The sequence below is a fragment of the Stieleria maiorica genome (assembly GCF_008035925.1).
Taxonomy (GTDB): Bacteria; Planctomycetota; Planctomycetia; order Pirellulales; family Pirellulaceae; genus Stieleria; species Stieleria maiorica.
In genome coordinates, this window is record NZ_CP036264.1 from 8,522,995 (window position 1) to 8,541,818 (window position 18,824).

An 18,824-nucleotide genomic window follows, 5' to 3' on the forward strand; every position below is an offset into this window, starting at 1 on the left:
CGATTTCGATTCGGGGGCAGCTCTCAATCTAATTTTGGAAGTAGGGATTTAACATTGTTTTGCCGCGAGCAGTCTTGGAGACCCCCGTTTTGAAACGGGCGGAGTCGGTGGAAACGGTTGCCATCTGTTCGGAGCCGTCGGTCGAGTGCGGTCGTCGGAACTCTGACTCGGTCGCGACAACGAACGCGGTGTCATCGAAAGGTTTGGAAATTCCGGTTGCCGCCTGCACGTGTATCGCGGCTAACAATACGGCCCACGTACCGACCGCAGAAACGATCAGATGCAAACTCATGATCACAAACGAGGTAAAGAGTTCCGACTTGGCCGCACAGGAGGTGAGGTACAGAGTGAAGAAACCCACCAGTGGCAGCGTCACCACCGCGTTGGGCTGTCGCATGATCGCTTCCACGACGAACGCCGCCACATAATTCACCACACAGATGGCCAGCAACCACGCGGTGCACTGGACATAGCCCGGCGAGGCGTCGCCGAACCAAGCGATGAATACTTTGAAGGACGCAACGGTGATGACCGCGCACACCAACAGCGTTGCGATCGCGAAGGCGGGTTCGGCGGATGTCAAATGGTTCAACGAAGTCAACGGGTCGAGTGACAGGTCGTTCATGGCAAAATGGGGGGCTGAGTGCACGTGCGGGTTTACCGACAACGAGCAATCAATAGCTTGCCATTAGACAAACGTGGCCTAACGCAACACCGCGTGAGCCGAAGACGACCCGCGAAGAGGGGAGCGTCAGCGGCAGCACCGCTGCGATCCCTTCAATCGCTCGCGTCCCCACATCGGGCACCATTTGCGGAACGGAAACTATAGTCCCGTTCTCCCCAACGGTTCTCTCTGACCGCGACGCAGGCAATGTGAAACGCGGAGCAGCCCACACGGCAGAAGCGCCGATTACGAAACCGCTGGAATCAACACGGTTCATTCAAACGCATTGATCAGCTGCGGTGTCCGATCTTGGGGAGTATTTGACGCACTTTCCTTCTGGTAAAATCGACACGCCGTCTAATTTGTATCCAGCGGGGAGTTGAAATGATTGGTTTTCGTTGCGTGTGTTCGATCGCCCTTTGGGTCGCGTTGATTCCCCAGTCGGTCGAGGGTGACGACGCACTGGAAAAAGAGCAAATCGAAAAATGGTCGACCTACTATTTGCAGCAAGCGAAGAGTTATGAATTGCGGCTGGCGGATCCGGGGGACGAAACGTTGACCTTGGTTCCGGAGCCGGTGTTGCGTTGGCAAAACCCGCTGCGATCGACGACCCATGGCGAGTGTTTCGTGTGGACGCGCGATGGAAAAGCCTTCGCCGTCGCATCGATCTTTTCCTATCCGATTGAAAACGATCAGCGGAACGTCGCGCGGGCGTTCAACTCTTTTGCCGACGGGCCCCTGGTGGCCGATGACGATGGACGACCGTTTTGGCAGGCGCCGCCGGTGGCGAAAGAGGAGTGGCAGATGGTTCCGGGTTCACCCGAGGTGGCAAACTCGGCTTCGCGACGTCTTTTTCAAATGCGTTCGCTGTCTCGGCAGTTCACCGCACTGCTTGGGGGCACCGACGGAGACGAGGATCGAACGTTGCGGTTGATGGCGGCTCCGCTCTATCGTTATGCCTCACAGGATGATGCGGAAAACGATGGTGCACTGTTTGCGTTCGTGATGGGGACCGATCCGGAGATCCTTCTGTTGCTTGAAAGCCGCATGACCGACGCCGGGCTGAGGTGGTTCTTCCTGGCCGGGCGTCACAGTTACACCACACTCGTGTTGCGTCACCAAGAACGTGAAGTGTGGCGGTACACGCGCCGCGAGCATAGTCCGCGGTACCTGTCGCAGCACGGCATCGACCGGCAGCCGGCGGTGTTGGAGTGATTGCTACGGATCCACTCGTTTGCGCTTCGGGCTCGTATTCTCCTGTCCGTTCATCGAATACGATTGAATCAACAGGTCGCTTGCGATTCACGTTTTTATTGGCTTGGATATGAGCGAAAGTACCGACCGGGGTACCAACGACAAACGGCGATGGTTGCTGATCGCTGCTTCGCTCCTGCTCTCCTTCATCGCAATGGCATTTTTGCTTGAACGCACTGGTGCCTTTGGCCGGCCCCCGCGTCATTTGCGAGAACGCTGGGAGGCTGGTCAATTCGATCTTTCCGACGATGAACGAAGGCAGCTGCGAGGGATTTCGGTCGAGTTTGATTCCTCCTTCGAGCGATACGCAGATCGTCCGATTGAACAGACGAAGCTGGCTGGTTCACGGGTGATCGCTCCGACAGGTCCGGTGAAGCGTCGGGAACAACTGGCCGTCTTTGAGCAGGAACCGGCGCGTAAAGTCGCCGTGACATCGGAAACGTTTCGGCAGTTTTATCAAGCTTACGCCAATCAAGCGCATCCGGTGTTCATCACGTCCGATTCGATTTTGAATGCCTTTCATCGGATTCTCGAAGACTCGATTGTCAAGCTGGAATTCCGCCAGATCGAACGGCTGCAGCGGCTGTTGCCGACGCTCGAGGAGCGGCTTGCCGGGGCGGATCCGTCCGCGGATTCCGACATGATCCGGTCCGCCCGTCGTCGTGCGAGAATCGTCGTCGGCGTCGCTCGCCAGCTGATCGATCCGGGTTACGATCCCGAATCGGAAATCCGCATGATTGTGCGAGCGGAGACGCGGCGGGTGGAAAGCGGAATGGGCCGTTCGATGCCCGATTGGCTGGGAGAACCGAGGCCGGCATTTCTTGCGATCGACTATTCGCGATTCACGCCCGAGGGACTTCACGCCCGCAGCGATGTGCTTCGGCGACATTACCGAGCGGTCCGATGGCTGCAAACGATTCCCTTTTTTGTGGGCGACGACGAACAGCTGATTGCAATGGGGCTGATTGCTGAGGCGGCCAAAGGCACCGACTGGGTTTCGTTCGTACAGACCTATCGTGACTTCTTCGGTGGTGCCGACGATTTTGATTTGCAGACCGTGCATGCGATGGAATCGGACTTCGACGATTCTCCGGATTCGATCCGTGTGATGCGATCCCTGCTTCTGAAAAGACACCGCGAGGAGACGCCGAGCAGGATCAACGATCAGGTCGCCTTGGTGGATTCCGTTTCGGATCCTGAGAGCTTGTCTCTCCGTGTGCTCTCCGCGTTTCGCACTCCCGAGGCGATCTTGTTCCAGCAGGCCGCTGAATCGGCGCGTTCTCTGGATTCCGTCGGATTGCTGCTGTGCGCTGCCCTCGGTTCAACGCTGGCAGCCGAGCCTCTTGCCGAATCGAACGTGTTGGGTTCGATTGATCAAACCGATCGCTTCGACGGGTTGCACGGTGACAATTCCGTCTATGGAGACTACCTGCGATGCCTCGCGACGTTGTTGAAACCGACTGACGCGGCGCCGGAATTCATGTCGACGCGAGACTGGCGACTGAAGAGTTGCCAGACCGTTCTGGGTGGTTGGGTTCAGATGCGCCACACGTTTGCACTTCAGGCGAAACAGAACGCCCTGATTCTGAGTGAAACATCACATGTAGGGGCGGGTTTCGTCGAACCCAATCCCGAGTTTTTTCGCCGTCTCGGTCGATTGGCTTCCAGGATCGAAACCTTGCTCGATGCGTTGGGCGCGTTTGACATCAACTATCATCACTTGCACTTTCGATTGAACGAATTCGCCCGTTGCTTCAAACTGATGGACGCGTTGGAGCAGGAGGGGATCGGGATCGATGAATTCCAAGGACAATTGACGCGAGAAGATCGGGAGTTTGTCTTCGATGTGTTGTACAACTTGGGTGCATCGAATCCGCTGTTATGGCTGGGGGCGGACCGTCTTGATGACAGCACGTCCCGGCGCGCATTGGCCGCCATCGTCCAGGTATCAGACTGCATTGAACGAGGAGAATTGCCAAGCGACCCCGCGGCCCGGGGAGCGATCCTGATGGGCGAAAGCAGTTCGAATCGTGTCCGCTGGCTGCGTTTGGCGGAAATCTGCGAGCGATTGCAGGACTTGGCCGATCGACAACTTGAAGATCAGACGCTCACGGCCGAAGACCAGCAATTCATCACCAACTACGGCGAAAAACTTGCGGGGCTACTCAATTACGAAGCGTATTCGGCCGCGAGTCCACTGGACGATGCGATGCGTTGCGTGAGTGTGCTGACCGATGCCGAGGGAAATCACGTTCACATCGCGGTGAGTCGTCCCCAAGCGGTCTATGTGTTGTACCCTCATCAAGGCCAGGAATTGCTTTGCCGCGGAGCGGTGTTTCCGTATTACGAGTTCGCCGACAAGAAGGTTGTCGACGATACGTCGTGGAAAGGTCGCATCGACCGAGCGACACCCGCACGTCCGGGGTGGTTGGAGCCGCTGTTTGTTGACGACTGAAAGGGGGCGTCAAGATTGGGATCCGCCCGGACCGACCGCTGCGCTGAACGAAACCCCAGCGTGCGTCCGGTTGAGGCAATCGACAGTAGACGGCCCCAGCGCTCTTGCGCTCTTTAGTGCGCCGTTGTCATTCGAGGGTGCGAAGTTCGAGGAAGAATGGCTCAGCAATCTCTTCGGGCCGAAGGCTCAGTAGTTTACCTAGCCCAGCCCGAAGGGCTGGGACCTCGAATCTCATCGGGAGCCGAGGGCCAAAGGCCCGACCATTTGCCTGAGGTCAATCCCACACGTATCGCTCGTCGATCTCGATATTGTGTTTCTCACAGATGCGTCGATACTCATCTTGGAATGACATCTTCGCGTGGTGTTCGATCTGATTGCGAATGTACGTGTCAACCGTGGACATCAATGAATGGCTGACGGAAAACGCAGCATATCCGGATTGCCAAGCAAAGATAGAGGTTCCATCCTTGTGATGCTTTGCCCATTTCGAAGTTTCAGTCTTCACCTTCTCGACCAACTTCGCGATTGTGATTGTTCGCGAAAGCCCCACCAACAAATGTACATGATCATAATAGCCACCTACTGATGCACGTATGCAATTCGACTGTTTCACATGATGGGAGAGCATACGGAACATTTCTGCTCGGAACGTGTCCTTCTGCAAGAAGATTCGCCGATCTTTAGTCGAGAAAACGATGTGTAGCCAAACTTGCGCATGAGATTGCGGCATGATCGATTGCCTCTGTGAGCTTGGAATTGGCTGATGGTGAAATGTTTTAGCACACTCGCGTTTAAACGGTCGGGCCGTTGGCCCTAGCGTTAATTCTTACCGTGCCCCAGCCCGCTGGGCTGGGCTAGGCAAATTGTCGGGGCTTCGCCCCTTTCGCTAGTGCCGTTCGTTCCTGTGCGTGCAACGACTCGTTCGGAGCCCTTGCGCGAGTACGTAGCCACCCGCTCGCTGTGTGGGATCCGGTAAACTGTGTTTGATGTCCCCTCGGGCCCTCCATCCAAGGAATGAACACAGAATCATGAAGATGATCCATCTTGTTGTTGTTGCTCTAGCGAGTCTGTCGACGGTTCCGTTGCACGCTCAGGATTCCGCGGAGGTCACGTCGGCAGACGTCATCGTCTATGGTTCGACACCGGGCGGGTTTTGCGCCGCGATCGCCGCTGCCCGCGAGAATGCTTCGGTGATTCTGTTGGAGCCGACGGACCATGTGGGGGCGATGAACACCGGTGGGCTCAGCCACTGCGATTCGAACCAGATGGTCCGCAGCACCTTGATGGGACTCTTTGACGAGTGGCACCGGCGGGTTGTTAAGGACTACACCGATCGCGGCATGGAGGCTCCGTACAACCCGGCGGTGAAAGATCAGTCGCGATGGACGTTCGAGCCGCATGTGGCGATGCGGATCACGATGCAGATGCTCGATGAAGCCGGCGTCACCGTCCTGACAAAACGTTATCTGCAATCCGTCACGAAAGAAGGCTCCCAGATCAAGACTCTGGTCACGAGCAACGGGACCTTCACGGCCAAGGTCTTTGTCGACGGCAGCTACGAAGGCGATCTGATGGCTGCCGCGGGCGTCGATTGGACGATCGGTCGCGAGGGCCGTGGCGAGTACGGCGAGTCACTGGCGGGGAAGCAGTACCCGAAACAGACGATGAACATCAACGGCTTTGACGATGACGGCAAATTATTGCCGCTGGTCACCACCGACGATGCCGGCCCCGAGGAGGTTGGGGACGAGAGCATCATGACGTACAGCTTTCGGTTGTGTTTGACGGCCGACCCCGTCAATCGTGTGCCGATGCCAAAGCCGACAAACTACGACCCGGCCCGTTTCGAAATCGTCCGGCGTGCTTTGAAGGGGGGAGAAAGACGCATCGGATTCGATCTCTATCCGCTACCTGGAAACAAGTTTGATGGCAACAATTCGATCGGCGGACAGTTTTCGATCGGCTTTGTCGGCGGGGGAAACAACTGGCACTCGGCGGACGAAGCGGGGCGAAAACGGATCTGGGAACAGCACAAACAGTTTACGCTCGAGTTCATTCACTTTCTGACAACCGACCCGGCCGTTCCCGCGGCGATGCGTGACCGATACGCCGGTCTGGGCCTCTGCAAAGACGAATTCGCAAGTCACGCACACTTCTCACCGGCGCTTTACGTTCGCGAATCGCGTCGGATGAAGGGGCTGTACGTCATCAGCCAAAAGGACATCCTGCATGAGCCCAGCAAGGATGACCCCATCGCCGTCTCGTCATTCCCCATCGACTCGCACGATGTCCAACGCGTCGCACTGAAGGATGGGGGAGTGATCAACGAGGGCACGATCTTTCCGGTGCGGCGATTTCCGAGGCAGGGATACGCTTACCACGTGCCCTACCGTGCGATCCTGCCGAAGGCCGACCAGTGCGACAACCTGCTGGTCCCGGTTGCGCTGTCCTGCACCCACGTCGGTATGTCGTCGTTGAGGATCGAAGCCGCATGGATGGTCATCGGGCAGGCTGCCGGCGTCGCTGCAGCGATGGCGGCGCATGACGACGTGGCAGTACAGGAATTGGAGTACCGAATCCTCCGTGAGCGACTGCTGGCCCAGAAACAGGTCCTGGACCTGCCGGACGAATCGGAGCTGCCAACCGTCGATGGCTCCATCGATGCAAAGTCCTTACCGGGGATCGTGATCGACGACACGCAAGCGAAGCGGACCGGAAACTGGTCCCCGTCAATAAATTTCAAACCGTACATCGGCAGCGGGTACATCTTTTGCGGAGACAAAGATCCGAAAACAAAAGGCGACGGGAAAGCGACGGCGACGTTCCAGTTCACCGTGCCGAGATCCGGTCGCTATCAGCTGCTGATGGCGTATTCGGCACACGAAACCCGGGCAAAGCAGGTCCCCGTGACCGTCTCGTCCGGGAATCAAAGCCAAAGGATCCTGGTCGACCAAACCAGCCCACTTCCCCGCGGTAAACCGTTTCGTTCGATCGGCACGGTCGAACTGAAGGCGGATGCGGAAACCGTGATCCAAATCACGAACACCGACACGACCGGTTTTGTGATCGTGGACGCGCTGCAACTGCTTCCGGTCCAGCCGGATGCACGATAAGTGATTGAAAGTCGGCGATCTGCTACTTTGCCAAGCCTTCGTCGCGCATTTCACGCCAAAGTGAGGTCATTTCCTGCTTCATAGTGCGGACGAGTTCGGGATGTTCGTTTGCGATGTCGTTACTCTGCGCGGGATCGATCGAGACATCATACAATTCCACTCGATCGGGATCGGAGGTCGCGAGCCACTGGTCGAGTGAAATGCCCTGGCCCCGTTTTGGCAACCAAGCGACCAAGGTGTAGTTGCCGCGCCGCATCGAAATCTGTGGCATGCGGAACCACGTGTCACCGTGGTGTGGGAAGAACCAGATGGCTGAATCGCGGCGTCGAACCGGTTTTCCGAAGAAAGCATCAAAGGCATCGACGCCATCCACATTCCGATCGGCAGGCACCTTGGCACCGACAAGCCCGCAGACTGTGGGAAGGAGATCGGTACCGTTGAAGAGAACATCGCTTTGGGTGCCAGAGGGGATGACTCCGGGAAAACGGACAAGCCCGGGGACGCGGTGGCCGCCTTCGTAGGGATAGCGCTTCATGCCGCGCAGCACGCCGGGGGTGCCGAAACACTTGTCGCGGATCGGATCTTGCCACTGGCCCCGTGATTCCTCGAACGTCACCGGAGTTTCCGGCCCGTTGTCGCTGGTGAACAGTACCAACGTATTCTCTTTGAGGCCCTCCTCGTCGAGCGTCTTCATCAGGCGTCCGAAGGCCTCGTCGAGTTGGCTGACCGTTCCGTAGTAGTCCTTCTTGTAGCGGGAGATGTCCCGTTTCGGACGACTGACCTTGCCGTATCCGATTTGCTTCTCCAATCGCTCCACTTCGGCGTTGTCGTATCGGGTGCTGTATTCTTCTGGGGGATCAATCGGAGTGTGCGGTTCGTGCGAGCAGACATACATGAAGAACGGTTTCTGCTTGTCACGTTGATTGGTTAGCCAGTCACGTGCATCGTCAACGATCACGTCGCAATACCAGCCATCGACCGTGCCCAATGGATTGCCATTCTTGATAAACGCCTTGGGGCTGCGCGGACCGCCGAGCTTGTCGAATGCGTTGAGGGTTGTACCCATCCAGTAGTCAAAGCCCTGCTCGCCAGGCCCGGGATGGACGTAGTTTGTCTTTTCGAGTGTGGAAAGATGCCACTTGCCCCAGAATGCGGTTTCATAGCCATTTTCCTTCAGCACCTCGGCAAGGGTGACCTCCTCGTCTTTCAGGTAGGTGTTTTTGGTGTGGATGTAGAAGAAACCACTGCGGTAGGGATTGCGCCCGGTCAGCAGCGCGGCGCGTGACGGTGAGCAGACCGTGCCACCGGAATGGCAGTCGGTCATGCGCACGCCTTCCGAAGCGAAGCGGTCCAGGTGGGGCGTCTGAACAATCGGGTTGCCGTAGCAAGCGAGGTCACCATAGCCGAGGTCATCGGCAAGAAAGAGGACCACGTTGGGTGGCCGGTCGGACGCCTGTGCAAAGCAGCCGGCGATGAGCAAGAGTGCCAGTGAGCAGAGGCAGGTCTTCATTTCGTAGCTCCAGGAAATACCGGATGTTCGTAACAAGGTTTCATCGTTTGACGGGAGATCACTTCGCCCTCTGTGGCCGACTGGCGTTGGTCGTTTTCAGCCACGCCTCCAACTCGGATCGAAGCTGCTGAGCCTTTTCGGGCAGTTCGTCGGCGAGATCATGCGACTCGCTGATGTCGTCTTTGAGGTTGTAGAGTTCGATCGAGTCATCGTCATAGTACAGGATCAGTTTGTAGTCACCCGAGCGAACGGCGCTTCCCAATCGATTCTGTTTGTGGAACGCATAATTGGGATAGTGGAAGTAGATCGATTCGCGTTCGGGCTGACTTTCGTTTTTGATCAGTGGTAGCAGCGAGATCCCATCGGGCGTATTGGAGGGATCAGGTTTCAGGTTTGTCACGTCAAGAATCGTCGCATGAATGTCCATGGTGATCACCGGCGTCGACGTCTGGGTGGACGGGCTGACGCGGCCGGGCCAGCGTACAATCATCGGGACGCGAATTCCGCCTTCATACAGGTAGCCTTTTTCTGCCCGCAGCGGTTGAACGTCGGATCCGAACGGTCCGTTGTCCGATGTGAAAATCACCAATGTCTGTTCGCCCAGGCCCTGCTGGTCGATCGCCTGGATAACTTTGCCGATCGATCGGTCCATGCCTTCAATCATCGCGGCGTAAGTCGGATTCTCGACGCCCGGTCCTTTCCGTTGGTCGTATTTGGCGATCAAATCGGCGGGGGCTTGAAAGGGGTAGTGAACCGAATAATTCCACCAGCAAAGAAAGAACGGGCGATTGCCATCGGCCTGGGCGGACTTGATAAAGTCGATGCATTCGTCGGCGCATCGGTCCGGTAAGTACTCGCCGTCGGTTTTTCCGATCAGATTGGGAATCCTGTACGGACTGAAATAGCTCGGCGGCCCCCCGAATCGGCAACCTCCAATGTTGATGTCGAAGCCTTGATATTCAGGACGCAACTCTGGTTCGGTCGGCTGCTCCTGGTCGGAATTGGAGTCTGATCGGCTGCGATGGGAGAGATGCCACTTTCCGACAAAGCCTGTCGCGTACCCCGCCTGCTTGAGTTGCTCGGCCAAGGTCACCCGTTCCAACGGCAGGTGTCGCAACCATATGGGGGTGATCAAATCCGTACCGGGTTTTCGAAAGTTGGGAGGGTGTCCTCCGGCGTGATTGGTGATGTTGAGACGCGCCGGTGATTCGCCCGTCATCAGCGCCGCGCGTGTCGGTGTGCAAACCGGTGCAGTTGAGTAAGCATCGGTGAAGAGCAGGCCTTGCTCTGCCAGCCGATCGAGGTGGGGAGTGTCAAGTTTGTCGTTGCCGTAGCAACGAAGGTCCTTCCAGCCAAGGTCATCGGCCATGATCAACACGATGTTTGGCGTTTTGTCATTCTTCTGTGGTGTTTGGCCGGATCCCGTTGTTGAAAGGATGCTGAGGGCAACCAACGAGGCCAATAGAGAATTGATCGCTGTCTTGTTTTTCATCGCTGTCTCGCGTGTTGAACCGGCAAGTGGAATGGCGGAAGGAGGATTGGCGCTCGCTGTGGGATATGGGGGAGTTCTCGACGGCCTGTTGATTTGTTCCGATCAGATGTGGGATCAGCCGTTTCGCGCGAGCGTACGGGCCTCCCATACTAAGAAACGGGCCTCCCATACTAAGAAACGGGCCTCCCATACTAAGAATACGCACTGGCGCCCGTAGGCTCGCGCCAAACGGCTGATTGAATCAACAGGCTGCCTAGGGCGTGGCGGGGGCGAATTTGCCGGATTTGCGCTGGGTGGGAACATACCACTCGTCCAGCAGTGCACTGAGTTCCATGACCTTCTTGGGATCCGTCTCGGCGAGGTTCTTGTTTTCGCCGGGATCGACTTTCAAATCGTAGAGCTGGGGGGCGGCGTCTTGGGGCGGATACCTCATGTACCCAGGCGCTCCATCGTACGTCAGCAGGAGTTTGTCGTGGCCGTTGATCACCCAGCGATAAAGGAGCGATGCTTCAGGATTTTCGATGTCGGCGATGTCGTGGGCAAAGGCTTCGCCAAATATTGTGTCACGTTCGATGGTTTGGCCGGACATCAGCTGCGGCAGCAGATTGAGTCCGGGGAAGTCGTGGGGACCTTTTGCGCGGGCAGCCGCCAGAACGGTGGGCACGAAATCGATCGACGAACAGAGTTCGGGACGATCCGCCGGAGGAATTTTTCCTGGCCAGCGGAACATGATCGGCGTTCGTGTCCCATGTTCGTAGGGGCTCCGTTTGGATCGCGGGCCGTAGCGACCGGCTTCCGTTTGAATCCAGCCGTTGTCGGTGACGTAAATGACAAGTGTCTCTTCGGCAATTTTCGAGTTGTCGATGTGGTCCAACAAAACGCCGCAGGTTTCATCGAACCATTCACACATCGCGTAGTACTTGGCGATTCGTTCCTGCACTCCTTTCTTGAGGTACTTGTCTAAAAGTCGAGCCGGTGGGTTGTGTGGTGTATGGGGCATGACCGGTGCGTACCAAACAAAAAACGGCTTGTCCGCTTCCACGCTGCGATCAATAAACTCCGTGACTGGCGTCATGGTTTCGCGTCCGATCGCCAGTCCCGCATCACCATGTCGACCGCCTGGATTGGGATACCCCTTGGTCATCCCTTCGGTGAAACCCCCGCGCTGATAAGAACCTTCCCACCATTTTCCGCTTTGGAAACTGACATACCCCTTCTCGGCCAGCCACTGAGGCAAGGCGCCGGTACGGTCGATGTGTTCGAGCAGCAGCGCGCGAGCGTCTTTGCCCGCCTTTTCGGCGTGGGCTTTATTCTGTGGGGTGCGAGCGGGGTCGTTTCCGGTCGTCTTGTTCTGATGCGAATAGAGTCCCGTTGCCAGCGTCATCAATGCGGGACGGCACAATGCGGTTGGAACATAGCCCCGCCGAAACAAGGTGCTCTCGCGGGCCAGCTTGTCCAGGTTGGGGGTTTCGATTTTCTCATGCCCCATGAAACCGTAGTCGGTGTAACCCTGGTCGTCCGAGAGGATCAACACGACGTTCGGCGGCTTGGCGTTGGACGCAGAGACAACGGTGGCAATCAAGAGGAGTGGGAGCAGACGAAGCGTGCAGTTCATGTGTCTGGTCGTGTTTGATGGATGACTTGGCGGGCATGACCCTGGATGAGTGGCGCGGGCATACGTGCTGGTGTGGGGGCTTTAGCGCATGGTCGCTGCGTGGCAGCGACCGGGAATCGCCTAAAGGCTAAACACCAACGGTTGCTGAACGTGAATTCCGCTGATCGACGCAACGACCGCAGTGATGCCTGTTAGGGTGCGATCGTTGCATCACGAATCACGCCCGATCAGTCGTAGACCTCTCCCTTTTCTTGGAATTCCGGAGGAGGTGCATCATTTAATTCTGGATGCTCCATCAGCAACTGCTCGATTTCGGAAGCGCCGTAGGTTCGTTCCGGTTTCTCTTCGGCACAACCCGCGGAGCAGAGTACCAACAACAAGACGAGCGAATGGGCGAAAAACTTCATTGTGATCACAGATCCCTGGTAAAAGAAGAAGGCAACAGATTCCGAGAGTGAGACGCGATTAAAACTCACCGTCGAGCACTTCCGATGCGGCGCGCGTGCCGAGGGCTCCCCAAAGTCCGAAGGGGCTGGGTGAACCGGGAACCGACATCGGGTCGGTGTTCACCGAGGCGTTTGACACCATGGCTCGGCTCGACACACTTCCCGCGTCAATCGAGTCCGTGATGAAACGGACGGCACCATCGCCCATCAAGACGTGCGCGCCCCCTTGGTGCCGGCTACTCGGCGGGCAGATCCCCTCGGACTGGTACCAGTTTTGGTCGAAACACAATTCTCGGTTGGGAGGCAGGATCGTGTAGACGCCCGTGTGGAGGTGCAAGCCCCACGCCCAGCGAAATCCGCGTCGGTTGTCGATGTGGGGGTTGCTGGTGAACGGCGCAGCGGGACCCCAAAACATCGGTCGATCGGGATCAACGAATGACTCGCAAGCGATTGCACCGCCGGGCGACTTGATCGGCCCCGTCGCCCCGGTCGTGCCGTTGACGTGTCGGGAGCGTTTGTCATCATCACCCAGGTCGGTGATAAACTCACCCATGGCGATCGTGTTGGACAGGCCGTCGAGTACATCTCGAAACTTGGTTTTAAACTGGCAATTGAAAAAACCTCGGTTGCTGATTCGCGCGGATTGGATGATGTCCGACGACTTCCTGTCCCCGCGGATGGTGTAGGCGGCTCCGTAGTTGGTCCGGTGGACCGAGTCGCCCATGCAAACGCCGTAATTGGTGCGTCCCATGGCCGGAAGCCCGACACCGGGATCGCTGGGGCAACGGAATGTTGGAATATCGGATTCGAACGGATCGTATGGCCCGGCGTCTGAATGGATCAGACGACTAAACACTCGACCCGGATAGGGTCCCATCGGGGCATAGATGTTTCCGGCGCCGATTTCCCCGTCCGGTACTTTGTAAGGGGTGGAGATTTGGTCCCAGAGTGCCTGCTGTTCAATGAACGCAGTAAGCCCGACCAGTGCGGAAAGTTCCACGCTGTTGCCACCGGGGGCGAATTCGCGTCGGGTCGTCGAGTACGTCCCGCCGCCTTGTTTCGGCAGTTGCTGGTATGCCGAATGGTAGTTGTGGATCGCCAAGCCGACCTGCTTGAAATTGTTGCTGCAACTCATTCGGCGAGCGGCTTCGCGGGCCGCTTGAACGGCGGGGAGAAGCAAGCCCACCAAGATTCCGATGATGGCGATGACGACAAGAAGTTCCACAAGCGTGAATCCTTTGCGTCCATGACAGCTACGCATAGCAAAGTTCCTTAACGGAAAGATCGAACCCAAAAAGAGAAAAATGCAGACCCGGTTACTCGGGGGCGAGACCTTGATACAGTCCCTAACCACAAGACGATGGGAATGCAGTAACTGAAAAATAATGATAGGCGTCCGTACTTTTAATAATATGCTTCGATCGCCTCGCAACGATGTTTCTGCGCACAGTGCGAGTGCTTTACAACAGCCCTGCGTCGAGGGTCGCCGTTGGACCGGCGGTGGCCCGATGTGTCGCCCCTGGTGGACTCGATTTCTAACGGCTTGTCAGTTACCACAGAGCGGCAGAAAGGGAAGGCAGTGCGTCACAGAGAAGAGGTGCTGACAGGCACGCCGCGGGCATGAGCAACCGGGGGCACGCCAACGCTTTTAGCATTGTTTCCTGAACACCGACGGCGTGACGCCCGTCGCGCGTCGAAAGGCTCGAGTGAACGCGCTGTGATCACAGAAACCGCAGGCCAACGCGATTTCAACGACCGGCTTGTTGGTCTCACGCAACAGTCTGGATGCCGCTGCGATGCGAATCTTGGCGATCAATTGAGTCGGCGTCAGGTCGTAGATTCGTCGCGTGAATCGGGCAAGTTTCTGGGAGGTCAGACCAGAACGTTCCGCCAGCCAAGCCGGCGTGACCGCGGCACCAAGTGTCCGTTCAAACTCCTCCAACGCGGCGGCGAAAGCCGTCGGGATTTCTTGGGCGGGAATGGAAACGCGGACGTCACGGGAGAATCCGATCAGCCCGACGACGTTCCCCTGTGAATCGTGAATCGGCAGCTTCGTTGTCAAGCACCAGACCGGGTTTTGAGGCCGATGCCATTGCATCTCAAGATGTTCTTGGAGCGGGCGTCCGGTCCGCAATACTTTTTCGTCTTGTTTCGACGGAACCTGACCAAAGTCGCCCTGACAAATGTCGCGGGGGCGTTGTCCGATCACATCGGATTTGGCCTTAAAGCCATGTCGCTTGACGAGCGACTCATTGACGGCAACGTATCGGCCCGCGGCGTCTTTGACGAAGAACGCGACATCAGGGGCCGAATCAAACAGTTTCGATAGCACATCCACGTCGATCGATGTCACCGCATTGCCGAATGCGTTCGCCGATGGGGAGACGTTCCATTCTGTGCGCATTTCCAACTCTCGGTGGCTATTTCATCCAAGCACGCGGACTGCGGCTAGTCTAGTGCACACTTCGCGAGTCGAAAATTGGAGGCAAGCCGGGGCCCCGTGTTGTGGATTGCCGCAATGACCGGCCGCCGGGACCGGTCTGCTGGCCCCACGTGGGAGGTGTTCGGGCCGGAGTTGGTTGATTTGCCCCCCGCACCAAAACACCAGGGGGTGAACCGAACCGCGATCACCACGCCGATACAATCCATGGTTTGGCCCGGAACGGATGGCCGGTTTCGGGTAGGCTGTGGAATTCACAGCAAGACTGAAAGGTCGGCGAGGCACGTTGGAGCGATCGATGAATCGGGAAATAAAGGCGGCCATTGATAACGGTGACGTTGATCGAGTGCGTGCGATCCTGACCGACGATCCCGCGAAGGCATCGGCATTGATCACGTGGGGGCCGGCGCACTGTCCCTGCGAAACCGAACCGCTTCATTACTTGAGCGACGCTCCGTTCAATCGTTTGTGGGATCATGGGAAGCAGGCGGAATTGGCGAGAGTGCTGATCGAGGCGGGGGCACCGGTCGATGGGTTGCCGACGTCCGGTGAGACACCGCTGCACGGCGCCGCGAGCCTGGGGGAAGCTGGCGTGGCAGAAGTCTTGATTGATTGTGGCGCGAACACGGAGGCGGTCGCCGACTATCCAGGTATCCCCGATGGCACACCCCTCGATTTCGCCGTTCATTTCGGAATGGTCGATGTCGTGGATCTGCTTGTTCGACGAGGAGCGAAGGTGCTCTCGACCCGTATGGCGGCCGGGGCGGGGCAAATCGAACGGGTGCAAACGGAGTGGGCGTCGCTGCATGACCCGGACAAACAGTTCGACGTGTTTCGATGTGCGGTCGTCTGTGACCGCGTGCCGGTCGTCGAATTCCTGCTCGCCGAGGGCGTTGATGTGAACGCGGATCTTGATGGGGCCACCGCGCTTCACTGGGCCGCATGGGAGGCGAAGCCCCGGATGGTTGAGTTTCTGCTCGGCCGCGGGGCCGATGCGTCCAAGCAGGATCCCGAGCACAACGCAACCGCGCTTCAGTGGGCCCGTCATCGAGGCGACCAACTGGGGCCGCGTTGGGGGCATCCAGAAGTCATCGAGATGCTCACCAACGCGGGGTGAGATATTCAGTGAAACATCCGCACGATTGGGGGCGATGAATCACAAGCATGGACACGAAGGAGAGTTCGTGCCCGAAAAGAGCATCGGTGACAACCGTTCTCGCGGCGGAGGGTTTATCGCTCCAAGACTGTCAAGTGGATCGTTTCGTCGCGGTCGTGAGCAAGCCAGACCAAGCCGTCATCGGTCACGGCGATCCCTTCGATGTTGTCTTGGTCCTCAAACGTCAGTTTCGTATCGACCTTGATGTGAGCGACGCCGTAGTCGGGGCCTTCAGGAATCTCGAACACATGGTACCGGTTTGGCGCCTCGAATCCGGCGGGATGGTCGGCGAGCACTTGGGATTCGTCCGGGGCGGAGTCTAAATCACCGCTGACCGCGTACACGGTATGGCCGCGTTGGATCATGGCGCGAATGCCGGCCGGTTGATCTGGATTGCCGACGTTCTCCAAAACGAACACACGAGTCGCCTTCAATCGTCCAAACCGCTTCACGCCTCGCTTTTCAAACAGTCGGTCGATCCCGTCGATTTCAACGAGGATCGGGTTCCCTTCTGACGTGACCGGATATCGCAATCCGACGAGCAAGCGTCCATTGGGAAGGAATGCCGTTCCTTCGATGTTGATTGGCCGATCGCTATGGTGCAGTCGTCGTCGCCATTTTGGTTTTTCGTCTTCGTAAGCCGCGATCGTCGCCCGGATGTAGTTCGCCAGGACTTGTCGGCCTTCGGGGATGAGTTCGATATCCCGCTGTGCGATCGCGTCATTGATCGCTCGGTGCAAGGCGAAAGGGACGCGACAGACGTCCATCTCGGTTTTCAGTTTGTTACCCTTGATCCGCACCAATGACTCGTTAAACCGAGCCACGAAGTGACGTTCCGGCTCCAGAGGCCCGGATTTGCTGCCGAAGTGCGATCCGAAAACATAGATCCACCCGCCGACGCGGGCGACGCATTCAGGATCGTCGGTCTCTTTGTCGGTCGAATGCTTTGATAGCCGCGTCTTCAGCCGAACAATTGACCAGGCGTCGGGGGAATCCGTCCCCGCGTCCTTGTGGTCGCGGGTTTGCCTGCCCAACAGTGCAACCGATCGATGGGCGACCGTATCATCGCTGACCACCCAAAACGCTTGCCCGAACCCGAACGCATCGAGGACCCGTCGGTTGTAGCAAGCGGTTAATGCCGAAATCTCAACGTGTTCGGACTCGATTTGGATATCGCGGCGTGCGGGTGTCGACTTGGGCAATGGGCCAGCTCCGGCGATTTGCGGCTGTTAGGCGAGGATTTCTTGGATCACGTTTCCGGCGACATCGGTCAGTCGGTAGCTGCGGCCGTTGTGGAAGTAGGTCAGTCGTTCGTGGTCGAGGCCGAGCAGGTGTAGGATGGTGGCGTGAAAATCGTTCACGCTGACTCGGTTTTCCACGGCTTCATAACCGATTTCGTCCGTTTCGCCATAGCTGACGCCTCCCTTGATGCCCGCACCGGCCATCCATTGCAGGAACCCTTTCGGGTTGTGATCGCGTCCCTTTCCATTTTGCGAGATCGGCATGCGCCCGAATTCGGCGCCCCAAATCACCAGCGTGGAATCGAGCAAGCCGCGAGCCTCCAGATCGGCGAGCAGCCCGGCGACCGGGACATCCGTGGCGGCACAATGGTGCGTGTGGTTTTCTTCCAGATTGTCGTGTGCGTCCCATTCGCCATCGCTGTAGACCTGGACGAAGCGGACGCCGCTTTCGACCAGCCGCCGGGCCATCAGGCATTTGGAACCGAATGAATTTGATCTCGGGTTGTTGATGCCGTACAGCTCGTGCGTCGCCTTTGTTTCTCGTGACAGGTCGACAACTTCGGTGGCTTCCTTCTGCATGCGAAACGCCAATTCAAAGGACTGCATGCGGTTGGCGAATTCTGCGTCACGGGGGTGACGACGCAGATGCTGGTCGTTCAGCTCGGCCATCAAGTCCAGTTGCGCGCGTTGGTCTTGCTGGGTGACCTGGGGTTGACGTTTGAGGTTCAGAACGGGCGTGCCCTGGGATCGGAACAGCGTTCCCTGGAAGGTCGACGGCAGGAACCCGGAGCCCCAGTTGTGTGGACCGCCTTTGGCGCCCTTGGTGTTGCCCATCACCACGTAGCCCGGCAAGCTTTGGTTTTCGCTGCCCAGTCCATACGTCACCCAGGCCCCGGCGGTGGGAAAGCCTGGGCGGGGCAGTCCACTGTTGATTTGATAGATCGCCGGCACGTGGTCATTCGATTCGCTGTAGCACGATTTGATGAACGCCATCTTGTCGACATGCTTGGCGACGTTGGAGTACTTGTCACAAACCCACTGTCCGCAATCACCGTATTGTTTGAAGGAAAACGGCGACTTCATCAGCGGCCCGGGGTTGCCGAAGAACGCCTGGATGTCGGTGGTGTCGCCGTCGCGTTTATCCAGTTCGGGCTTGCGGTCGAACATATCGACTGCACTGGGGGCACCTTCCATGAACAGCCAAATGACCGATTTGGCTTTGGCGGGGAAGTGGCCCGGGCGCGGAACTAAGGAAGTGGCCGGATCGGATAAATTTTCCGGCGGAGGAGCGGAAAGCAGCTTCTGTTCAGCCAGCAGGCCCGCAAGGCCGATCATCCCGGCTCCGCCGCCGGCCCGGCAGAGCCATTCACGACGACTGAGCAGGTTGGCGACACGACCGCAGGGATACAACGGAGTCTTCTTGGTCATCTTTGCTTTT

General features: G+C 57.7%; 14 protein-coding genes. 4 read left to right on the plus strand and 10 right to left on the minus strand.

Features of this window, described 5'->3' with window-relative positions; translation table 11 throughout:
- Window positions 1–28: 28 nt before the first annotated feature.
- Entirely contained in the window at window positions 29–625 is a 597-nt protein-coding gene (locus Mal15_RS28860) for a hypothetical protein (RefSeq protein WP_147870926.1), read from the minus strand.
- Between the two features lie 423 nt (window positions 626–1,048).
- Between Mal15_RS28860 and Mal15_RS28865 the strand changes: the two genes are divergently transcribed.
- Window positions 1,049–1,879, plus strand: coding sequence for a hypothetical protein (locus Mal15_RS28865; RefSeq protein ID WP_147870927.1), 831 nt, complete (start codon window positions 1,049–1,051; stop codon window positions 1,877–1,879).
- 109 nt (window positions 1,880–1,988) lie between these two features.
- On the plus strand, window positions 1,989–4,373 hold the full coding sequence (locus Mal15_RS28870; RefSeq protein WP_147870928.1) for a DUF3160 domain-containing protein: 2,385 nt from the start codon (window positions 1,989–1,991) through the stop codon (window positions 4,371–4,373).
- A 274-nt stretch (window positions 4,374–4,647) separates the two neighbouring features.
- Here Mal15_RS28870 and tnpA read toward each other — a convergent pair whose 3' ends face one another.
- Window positions 4,648–5,103 carry an IS200/IS605 family transposase gene (gene tnpA / locus Mal15_RS28875; protein ID WP_147870929.1) on the minus strand — a complete coding sequence of 152 codons (456 nt, stop codon included), beginning with the start codon at window positions 5,101–5,103 and terminating at the stop codon, window positions 4,648–4,650.
- Between the two features lie 298 nt (window positions 5,104–5,401).
- Here tnpA and Mal15_RS28880 point away from each other — a divergent pair, with 298 nt between their 5' ends.
- Window positions 5,402–7,486: an FAD-dependent oxidoreductase gene (locus tag Mal15_RS28880; protein WP_147870930.1), complete on the plus strand. Its 2,085-nt coding sequence runs from the start codon at window positions 5,402–5,404 to the stop codon at window positions 7,484–7,486.
- A gap of 22 nt (window positions 7,487–7,508) precedes the next feature.
- Here the strand turns inward: Mal15_RS28880 and Mal15_RS28885 are convergent, their stop codons facing one another.
- The 6 genes from Mal15_RS28885 to Mal15_RS28910 form a co-directional block, all read right to left on the minus strand.
- The gene (locus tag Mal15_RS28885; protein WP_233903092.1) at window positions 7,509–8,996 is read right to left on the minus strand and encodes a sulfatase family protein; all 1,488 of its coding nucleotides are present in this window, start codon (window positions 8,994–8,996) and stop codon (window positions 7,509–7,511) included.
- A 58-nt stretch (window positions 8,997–9,054) separates the two neighbouring features.
- A complete protein-coding gene (locus tag Mal15_RS28890) occupies window positions 9,055–10,488 on the minus strand; it encodes a sulfatase (protein ID WP_147870931.1) in 1,434 nt (477 codons plus the stop codon).
- 253 nt (window positions 10,489–10,741) lie between these two features.
- Complete coding sequence (locus Mal15_RS28895; protein ID WP_147870932.1) at window positions 10,742–12,103, minus strand: sulfatase family protein; 1,362 nt, start codon at window positions 12,101–12,103, stop codon at window positions 10,742–10,744.
- 227 nt (window positions 12,104–12,330) lie between these two features.
- Window positions 12,331–12,510 carry a hypothetical protein gene (locus tag Mal15_RS28900; RefSeq protein ID WP_147870933.1) on the minus strand — a complete coding sequence of 60 codons (180 nt, stop codon included), beginning with the start codon at window positions 12,508–12,510 and terminating at the stop codon, window positions 12,331–12,333.
- A 58-nt stretch (window positions 12,511–12,568) separates the two neighbouring features.
- Window positions 12,569–13,810, minus strand: coding sequence for a DUF1559 domain-containing protein (locus tag Mal15_RS28905; RefSeq protein ID WP_147870934.1), 1,242 nt, complete (start codon window positions 13,808–13,810; stop codon window positions 12,569–12,571).
- A gap of 387 nt (window positions 13,811–14,197) precedes the next feature.
- Window positions 14,198–14,953, minus strand: coding sequence for an AraC family transcriptional regulator (locus Mal15_RS28910; protein WP_147870935.1), 756 nt, complete (start codon window positions 14,951–14,953; stop codon window positions 14,198–14,200).
- Window positions 14,954–15,287: 334 nt separating this feature from the next.
- On the opposite strand from Mal15_RS28910, the gene Mal15_RS28915 reads away from it, so the two are divergent.
- Entirely contained in the window at window positions 15,288–16,106 is an 819-nt protein-coding gene (locus Mal15_RS28915) for an ankyrin repeat domain-containing protein (RefSeq protein ID WP_147870936.1), read from the plus strand.
- 113 nt (window positions 16,107–16,219) lie between these two features.
- Here the strand turns inward: Mal15_RS28915 and Mal15_RS28920 are convergent, their stop codons facing one another.
- Window positions 16,220–17,347, minus strand: coding sequence for a hypothetical protein (locus tag Mal15_RS28920; RefSeq protein WP_147870937.1), 1,128 nt, complete (start codon window positions 17,345–17,347; stop codon window positions 16,220–16,222).
- A 27-nt stretch (window positions 17,348–17,374) separates the two neighbouring features.
- The gene (locus tag Mal15_RS28925) at window positions 17,375–18,814 is read right to left on the minus strand and encodes a DUF1501 domain-containing protein (RefSeq protein ID WP_147870938.1); all 1,440 of its coding nucleotides are present in this window, start codon (window positions 18,812–18,814) and stop codon (window positions 17,375–17,377) included.
- Window positions 18,815–18,824: the final 10 nt, after the last annotated feature.